This is a genomic window from Pseudomonas sp. Marseille-Q7302 (assembly GCF_965111925.1).
This window is the reverse complement of record NZ_CBCOPK010000001.1, coordinates 4,489,536-4,497,386: the sequence shown is the minus strand read 5'-3', so window position 1 is coordinate 4,497,386 and position 7,851 is coordinate 4,489,536. Positions and strand designations below refer to the sequence as shown.

Sequence of the window (7,851 nt, the reverse complement as noted above, 5' to 3'; positions counted from 1 at the left end):
AGGCGGTCGTACCGTCGGCGCCGGCGTGGTTGCCAAGATCATCGAGTAATCGATTGATCTTGGGCTGTTAGGCCGGCATAATGGTCGGCCTGATTCAAGTTACAGGCCAGTAGCTCAATTGGCAGAGCGGCGGTCTCCAAAACCGCAGGTTGGGGGTTCGATTCCCTCCTGGCCTGCCAGATTTATATCTGGCACTCCTTACAGGATTCATGCAATGAGCATCAAGGCGGAAGCCAAAGAGTCGCGCTTCGATGCGCTGAAGTGGCTGGTGGTTGTCGTTCTGGTGGTGATCGGTGTTGTTGCCAATCATTACTTCGCTGCTCAGTCCATCCTGTATCGAGTGGTAGGTCTGTTGGTGCTGGCAGCTATCGCTGCCTTTGTTGCCCTGCAGACTGCCAAAGGGCAAGCCTTCTTCGGTTTGCTGAAAGACGCCCGTACCGAGATTCGCAAGGTTGTCTGGCCTACTCGGCAAGAGACCACCCAGACCACGCTGATCGTGGTCGCCGTGGTGCTCGTGATGGCTTTGTTGTTGTGGGGGCTCGACTCCCTGCTCGGTTGGCTAGTTTCCACGATTGTTGGTTGAAAGGGTTCGCCGTGGCTAAGCGTTGGTACGTCGTGCATGCCTACTCGGGTTACGAGAAGCATGTCATGCGTTCGTTGATCGAACGCGTCAAGCTGCACGAAATGGAAGACCAGTTCGGCGACATTCTGGTGCCCACCGAAGAAGTGGTGGAAATGCGCAATGGCCAGAAGCGTAAAAGCGAGCGCAAGTTTTTCCCGGGCTATGTCCTGGTGCAGATGGAGATGAACGAAGGGACTTGGCACTTGGTCAAGGATACCCCTCGCGTCATGGGCTTCATCGGCGGTACCGCCGACAAGCCGGCACCCATCACCGATCGTGAGGCGGATGCGATTCTGCGTCGTGTCTCCGATAGTAGCGACAAGCCCAAGCCGAAAACCTTGTTCGAGGCGGGTGAGACGGTTCGAGTCGTAGACGGTCCGTTCGCCGACTTCAATGGTGTCGTCGAAGAAGTGAATTACGAAAAGAGCCGCATCCATGTGGCGGTACTGATCTTTGGTCGGTCGACCCCTGTGGAGCTCGAGTTCAGCCAGGTCGAAAAGGTCTAGGTTGTCCACATCCCTCACCCCGTAGCCCAGGCTGCGGGGTTTTGTCGTCACTGGGATATAGCAAGTAATTGGGGAGCCCCACGGGGCGTTGAACCCATCATTGGAGTAGCACATGGCTAAGAAGATTCAGGCTTACATCAAGCTGCAGGTTAAGGCCGCCCAAGCCAACCCGAGCCCGCCAGTCGGCCCGGCGTTGGGTCAGCACGGCGTCAATATCATGGAATTCTGCAAGGCGTTCAACGCCCGCACCCAGGGCATGGAGCCCGGTCTGCCCACTCCGGTGATCATCACCGTGTACAGCGACCGTAGCTTCACCTTCGAAATCAAGAGCACCCCGGCATCCGTGCTGCTCAAGAAGGCTGCTGGCATCCAGAGCGGTTCCGCTCGTCCCAACAGCCAGAAGGTTGGTACCGTCACCCGTGCCCAGCTGGAAGAGATCGCCAAGACCAAGAATGCCGATCTCACCGCCGCCGATATGGACGCCGCTGTGCGCACCATCGCCGGTTCCGCTCGTAGCATGGGTCTGAATGTGGAGGGCGTGTAATGGCCAAGCTCACTAAGCGTCAAAAGGCTATCGCCGAAAAAATCCAGGCCGGTAAGCAGTACGGCTTCGAAGAAGCTGCGGCCCTGCTGGCCGAGCTGTCCACCATCAAGTTCAAGGAGTCCATCGACGTCTCCGTGAACCTGGGTGTGGATCCGCGTAAATCCGACCAGGTCGTTCGTGGCGCCACCGTGCTGCCCAATGGCACTGGCAAGTCGGTTCGCGTTGCCGTGTTCACCCAGGGTGCCAACGCCGAAGCCGCGCTGGCTGCCGGTGCTGAAAGAGTCGGCATGGACGACCTGGCTGCCGAGATGAAGGGCGGCGACCTGAACTACGACGTGGTCATCGCCTCGCCGGATGCCATGCGCGTTGTCGGTCAGTTGGGTCAGCTGCTCGGCCCGCGCGGTCTGATGCCCAACCCCAAGGTTGGCACCGTGACCCCGGACGTCGCTACCGCCGTCAAGAATGCCAAGGCTGGTCAGGTGCGTTTCCGTACCGACAAGAACGGCATTATCCACGCTTCCGTTGGCAAGATCGATTTCGAGCCCGTGAAGCTGAAGCAGAACGTTGAAGCTCTGCTGGCCGACCTGAAGCGCCTGAAGCCCTCGACCTCCAAGGGCATCTACGTCAAGCGCATCACCCTGAGCTCCACCATGGGCCCGGGTCTGCAGATCGATCAGGCTTCCCTGGAAGCCTAAGCAAGATACAAGTCGCTGTGCCTTCGGGCGCGGCGTCAAGATTGGGGTCCCTGCCTGGCGGGGGCTGTCCAAGACCGTAGGGGACGCAAGTCTTAAACCGGGGAAACCCCAGCCTACGCAGATGGTGCTCCCGATTCGGTTACCGAGTCAGACACCAAAACGCCGCCCAGTCCATCGGGCGAAACGGTAACATCCAGGAGTTAAACCCGTGGCAATCAAACTCGAAGACAAGAAGGCTATCGTCGCTGAAGTCAACGAGGCTGCCCAAGGTGCCCTGTCCGCTGTCGTGGCCGATGCCCGTGGCGTGACTGTGGGTGCCATGACCGGACTCCGTAAAGAGGCCCGCGCGGCTGGTGTCTATGTACGTGTCGTACGTAACACCCTGCTGCGTCGTGCCGTTGAAGGCACGTCTTTCGACGTTCTCAACGACACCTTCAAGGGCCCGACCCTGATCGCGTTCTCCAAGGAGCATCCGGGCGCCGCCGCCCGTATCTTCAAGGATTTCGCCAAGGGTCAGGACAAGTTCGAGATCAAGGCCGCCGCGTTCGAAGGCAAGCTCATCCCGGCTAACCAGATCGACGTACTGGCAACCCTGCCGACCTACGACGAAGCTGTGTCTCAGCTGATGAGTGTCATCCAGGGCGCTACCAGCAAGCTGGCTCGTACCCTCGCCGCCATTCGCGACCAAAAGGAAGCTGCCGCCGCCTAATCGTGCGTGCTGCGTTTCCTGCAAGTCTTTCTTATTATTTGCGGCCTGAAGCCGCACCCTGTTATAGGAATCTAGAGTCATGGCTCTGACCAACGAAGACATCATCAACGCCGTATCCGAAATGTCCGTCATGCAAGTGGTGGAACTGATCAAGGCGATGGAAGAGAAGTTCGGCGTGACCGCTGCTGCCGCCGCCGCCGCTGGCCCGGCTGCTGCCGCTGCCGTCGTCGAAGAGCAGACCGAATTCACCATCATGTTGACCGAGACCGGCGACAAGAAAGTGAACGTCATCAAGGTCGTTCGTGAACTGACCGGCCTGGGCCTGAAAGAAGCCAAGGCTGTCGTTGACGGCGCCCCGGGCGTGGTCAAGGAAGGCGTCTCCAAAGAGGAAGGCGAAGCTGCCAAGAAGGCTCTGGAAGAAGCAGGCGCCAAGGTCGAGCTCAAGTAAGTTCGGTTCTTGCGTCTACAGCCGCAACGTTTCACGTTCGGCTGATGGCTGGTGGCGAACGCCACCGGCCTTTTGCCGTTTTGTACAGAGCGAGCATATCCGCCTGACAAGATGCGCTGTATCCACCTCGCTCTCGGGGTGCGGCAAACCAAAGGGTTTGCACGATTTTCCGGCTGCTCCCGTCGGAGAGGCCAAACAAGCTGGTGACCAAGCTGGGGAACGCTGATGGCTTACTCATACACTGAGAAAAAACGTATCCGCAAGGACTTTAGCAAGTTGCCGCACGTCATGGACGTGCCCTATTTGCTGGCTATCCAACTGGATTCGTACCGCGAATTCCTGCAGGCGGGCGCAGGCAAAGACCAGTTCCGCGATATCGGCCTGCATGCGGCCTTCAAGTCCGTTTTCCCGATTATCAGCTATTCCGGCAATGCGGCCCTGGAATACGTCGGCTATCGCCTGGGCGAGCCGGCTTTCGATGTGAAGGAATGCGTCCTGCGCGGCGTGACCTTCGCCGTCCCGCTGCGAGTCAAGGTTCGCCTGATCATTTTCGACCGTGAGTCGTCGAACAAGGCGATCAAGGACATCAAGGAGCAGGAAGTCTACATGGGGGAAATCCCCTTGATGACCGAGAACGGTACCTTCATCATCAATGGTACCGAGCGTGTCATCGTGTCCCAGCTGCACCGCAGCCCGGGCGTGTTCTTCGATCACGACCGCGGCAAGACGCACAGCTCGGGCAAGCTGCTGTACTCGGCACGCATCATTCCCTACCGCGGCTCCTGGCTGGACTTCGAGTTCGATCCCAAAGACGCTGTGTTCGTCCGTATCGACCGTCGCCGCAAGCTGCCGGCCTCGGTACTGCTGCGCGCGCTCGGCTACAGCACCGAAGAGGTGCTGGATGCGTTCTATGACACCAACACCTTCCATATCAAAGGTGAAATGCTGACGTTCGAGCTGGTACCCCAGCGTCTGCGCGGCGACATTGCCAGCTTCGACATCAAGGATGGCAGCGGCAAGGTGATCGTGGAGCAGGGCCGCCGTGTGACCGCTCGCCACATCAATCAGCTGGAAAAGTCCGGTCTGAGCGAGCTGGAAGTACCCTTCGATTACGTCATTGGCCGTACCACCGCCAAGGCCGTCGTGCATCCGTCCACTGGCGAGATCATCGCCGAGTGCAACACCGAACTGACCCTGGACATTCTGGCCAAGATGGCCAAGGCCAATGTCGTGCGGTTCGAGACGCTGTACACCAACGACATCGACTGTGGTCCCTTCATCTCCGATACCCTGAAGATCGACTCCACCGGCAACCAGCTGGAAGCCCTGGTCGAGATCTACCGGATGATGCGTCCTGGCGAGCCGCCGACCAAGGAAGCTGCCGAGACCCTGTTCAACAACCTGTTCTTCAGCGCCGAGCGTTACGACCTGTCCGCCGTCGGCCGCATGAAGTTCAACCGCCGTATCGGTCGCGACGCCATCGAAGGCTCGGGTGTCCTCAGCCGCGAAGACATCGTCGACGTGCTCAAGACCCTGGTCGACATCCGTAACGGTAAGGGCATCGTCGACGACATCGACCACCTGGGTAACCGCCGTGTCCGTTGCGTCGGTGAAATGGCCGAGAACCAGTTCCGCGTGGGCCTGGTGCGGGTGGAGCGTGCCGTCAAGGAACGCCTGTCCATGGCCGAAAGCGAAGGCCTGATGCCGCAGGATCTGATCAACGCCAAGCCGGTGGCTGCCGCGATCAAGGAATTCTTCGGCTCCAGCCAGCTGTCCCAGTTCATGGACCAGAACAACCCGCTGTCGGAGATCACCCACAAGCGTCGTGTCTCCGCGCTCGGCCCGGGCGGTCTGACCCGTGAGCGCGCCGGTTTCGAAGTTCGTGACGTACACCCGACGCACTACGGCCGGGTCTGCCCGATCGAAACGCCGGAAGGCCCGAACATCGGCCTGATCAACTCCCTGGCTGCCTATGCCCGCACCAACCAGTACGGCTTCCTCGAAAGCCCGTATCGCATGGTCAAGGACGGCGTGGCCACCGACGAGATCGTTTTCCTGTCGGCCATCGAAGAAGCCAACCACGTGATCGCCCAGGCCTCCGCAGGGCTGGATGAGAACAACCGGCTGATCGACGAGCTGGTGGCCGTGCGTCACCTGAACGAATTCACCGTGAAGGCGCCCGAAGACGTCACCCTGATGGACGTTTCGCCCAAGCAGGTCGTTTCCGTCGCTGCCTCGCTGATTCCGTTCCTCGAGCACGACGACGCCAACCGCGCGCTGATGGGTTCCAACATGCAGCGTCAGGCCGTGCCGACCCTGCGTTCGGACAAGCCGCTGGTAGGTACCGGCATGGAGCGCAACGTCGCCCGTGACTCCGGCGTCTGCGTCGTGGCTCGCCGTGGCGGTGTGATCGACTCCGTCGATGCCAGCCGTATCGTGGTGCGTGTCAACGATGACGAAGTCGAGACCGGTGAAGCCGGCGTCGACATCTACAACCTGACCAAGTACACCCGTTCCAACCAGAACACCTGCATCAACCAGCGTCCGCTGGTGAGCAAGGGTGATCAGGTGGCCAAGTTCGACATCCTGGCCGATGGCCCCTCGACCGACATGGGCGAGCTGGCACTGGGTCAGAACATGCGCGTGGCCTTCATGCCCTGGAACGGCTTCAACTTCGAAGACTCCATCTGTCTGTCGGAGCGCGTGGTTCAGGAAGACCGCTTCACCACCATCCACATCCAGGAACTGACCTGTGTGGCCCGTGACACCAAGCTCGGCCCGGAGGAGATCACCTCCGACATCCCGAACGTGGGTGAGGCTGCGCTGAACAAGCTGGACGAGGCGGGTATCGTCTATGTCGGTGCCGAGGTCGGTGCCGGTGACATCCTGGTCGGCAAGGTCACGCCCAAGGGCGAAACCCAGCTGACCCCGGAAGAGAAGCTGCTGCGCGCCATCTTCGGTGAGAAGGCCAGCGACGTTAAGGACACCTCCCTGCGAGTGCCCACCGGCACCAAGGGTACCGTCATCGACGTCCAGGTCTTCACCCGTGACGGCGTCGAGCGTGACTCCCGCGCCCTGGCCATCGAGAAGTCCCAGCTCGACGAGATCCGTAAGGATCTGAACGAAGAGTTCCGCATCGTCGAAGGCGCGACCTTCGAGCGTCTGCGTCAGGCCTTGGTGGGTCAAGTCGCCGAGGGCGGTCCGGCAGTCAAGAAGGGTGCCGTCATCACCGACGAGTACCTGAATGGCCTCGAGCGCGGTCAGTGGTTCAAGCTGCGCATGGCGGAAGATGCTCACAACGAGCAGCTGGAAAAGGCCCAGGCCTACCTGTCCGACCGTCGCCAGCTGCTGGACGACAAGTTCGAAGACAAGAAGCGCAAGCTGCAGCAGGGCGATGACCTGGCACCGGGCGTACTGAAGATCGTCAAGGTCTACCTCGCCATCAAGCGCCGCATCCAGCCGGGCGACAAGATGGCCGGTCGTCACGGTAACAAGGGTGTGGTCTCGGTGATCATGCCGGTCGAAGACATGCCCTACGACGCCAACGGCACACCGGTGGACATCGTGCTCAACCCGCTGGGCGTACCCTCGCGGATGAACGTCGGTCAGATCCTTGAAACCCACCTGGGCCTCGCGGCCAAGGGCCTGGGCGAGAAGATCAACCTGATGCTCGAAGAGCAGCGCAAGGTCGCCGAACTGCGTGGCTTCCTGCACGAGATCTATAACGAGATCGGTGGCCGCCAGGAGAAGCTGGACGACCTGAGCGACCAGGAAATCCTCGACCTGGCTAAGAACCTGCGTGGCGGTGTTCCCATGGCCACGCCGGTATTCGACGGTGCCAAGGAGCGCGAGATCAAGGCTATGCTGAAGCTGGCCGATCTGCCCGAGAGCGGTCAGATGCGCCTGTACGATGGCCGCACTGGCAACGCCTTCGAGCGCACCACTACCGTTGGCTACATGTACATGCTCAAGCTGAACCACCTGGTGGACGACAAGATGCACGCCCGTTCCACTGGTTCCTACAGCCTGGTTACCCAGCAGCCGCTGGGTGGTAAGGCGCAGTTCGGTGGTCAGCGTTTCGGGGAGATGGAGGTCTGGGCACTGGAGGCCTATGGCGCGGCTTACACCCTGCAGGAAATGCTCACGGTGAAGTCGGACGATGTGAACGGCCGGACCAAGATGTACAAGAACATCGTGGACGGGGATCACCGCATGGAGGCCGGCATGCCCGAGTCCTTCAACGTGTTGATCAAGGAAATCCGCTCGCTCGGCATCGATATCGAACTGGAAACCGAATAACACGAGACCCTAGAGGATGCGGCCGCGC

General features: G+C 60.2%; 7 protein-coding genes and 1 tRNA gene. All 8 read left to right on the top strand.

The window, feature by feature from the left end:
- The first annotated feature begins 103 nt into the window (after nt 1–103).
- The 8 genes from ACWPW1_RS21005 to rpoB all read left to right on the top strand — a co-directional run bounded on the left by ACWPW1_RS21005 (nt 104) and on the right by rpoB (nt 7,823).
- Nucleotides 104–179, top strand: a tRNA-Trp gene (locus ACWPW1_RS21005).
- Between the two features lie 35 nt (nt 180–214).
- Nucleotides 215–583, top strand: coding sequence for a preprotein translocase subunit SecE (gene secE, locus ACWPW1_RS21000; protein WP_059316468.1), 369 nt, complete (start codon nt 215–217; stop codon nt 581–583).
- A gap of 11 nt (nt 584–594) precedes the next feature.
- Nucleotides 595–1,128: a transcription termination/antitermination protein NusG gene (nusG, locus tag ACWPW1_RS20995; RefSeq protein WP_007163096.1), complete on the top strand. Its 534-nt coding sequence runs from the start codon at nt 595–597 to the stop codon at nt 1,126–1,128.
- 112 nt (nt 1,129–1,240) lie between these two features.
- The gene (gene rplK, locus ACWPW1_RS20990) at nt 1,241–1,672 is read left to right on the top strand and encodes a 50S ribosomal protein L11 (protein WP_007163095.1); all 432 of its coding nucleotides are present in this window, start codon (nt 1,241–1,243) and stop codon (nt 1,670–1,672) included.
- Entirely contained in the window at nt 1,672–2,367 is a 696-nt protein-coding gene (rplA, locus tag ACWPW1_RS20985; RefSeq protein ID WP_017641867.1) for a 50S ribosomal protein L1, read from the top strand. Before rplK ends, rplA begins: the two co-directional genes overlap by 1 nt.
- A gap of 208 nt (nt 2,368–2,575) precedes the next feature.
- Nucleotides 2,576–3,076, top strand: a complete 501-nt coding sequence (gene rplJ / locus ACWPW1_RS20980) for a 50S ribosomal protein L10 (protein ID WP_059316467.1) — start codon at nt 2,576–2,578, stop codon at nt 3,074–3,076.
- A 79-nt stretch (nt 3,077–3,155) separates the two neighbouring features.
- Entirely contained in the window at nt 3,156–3,524 is a 369-nt protein-coding gene (gene rplL / locus ACWPW1_RS20975; RefSeq protein WP_059316466.1) for a 50S ribosomal protein L7/L12, read from the top strand.
- Between the two features lie 225 nt (nt 3,525–3,749).
- Nucleotides 3,750–7,823, top strand: coding sequence for a DNA-directed RNA polymerase subunit beta (rpoB, locus tag ACWPW1_RS20970; RefSeq protein ID WP_059316465.1), 4,074 nt, complete (start codon nt 3,750–3,752; stop codon nt 7,821–7,823).
- The last annotated feature ends 28 nt before the right edge of the window (nt 7,824–7,851 follow it).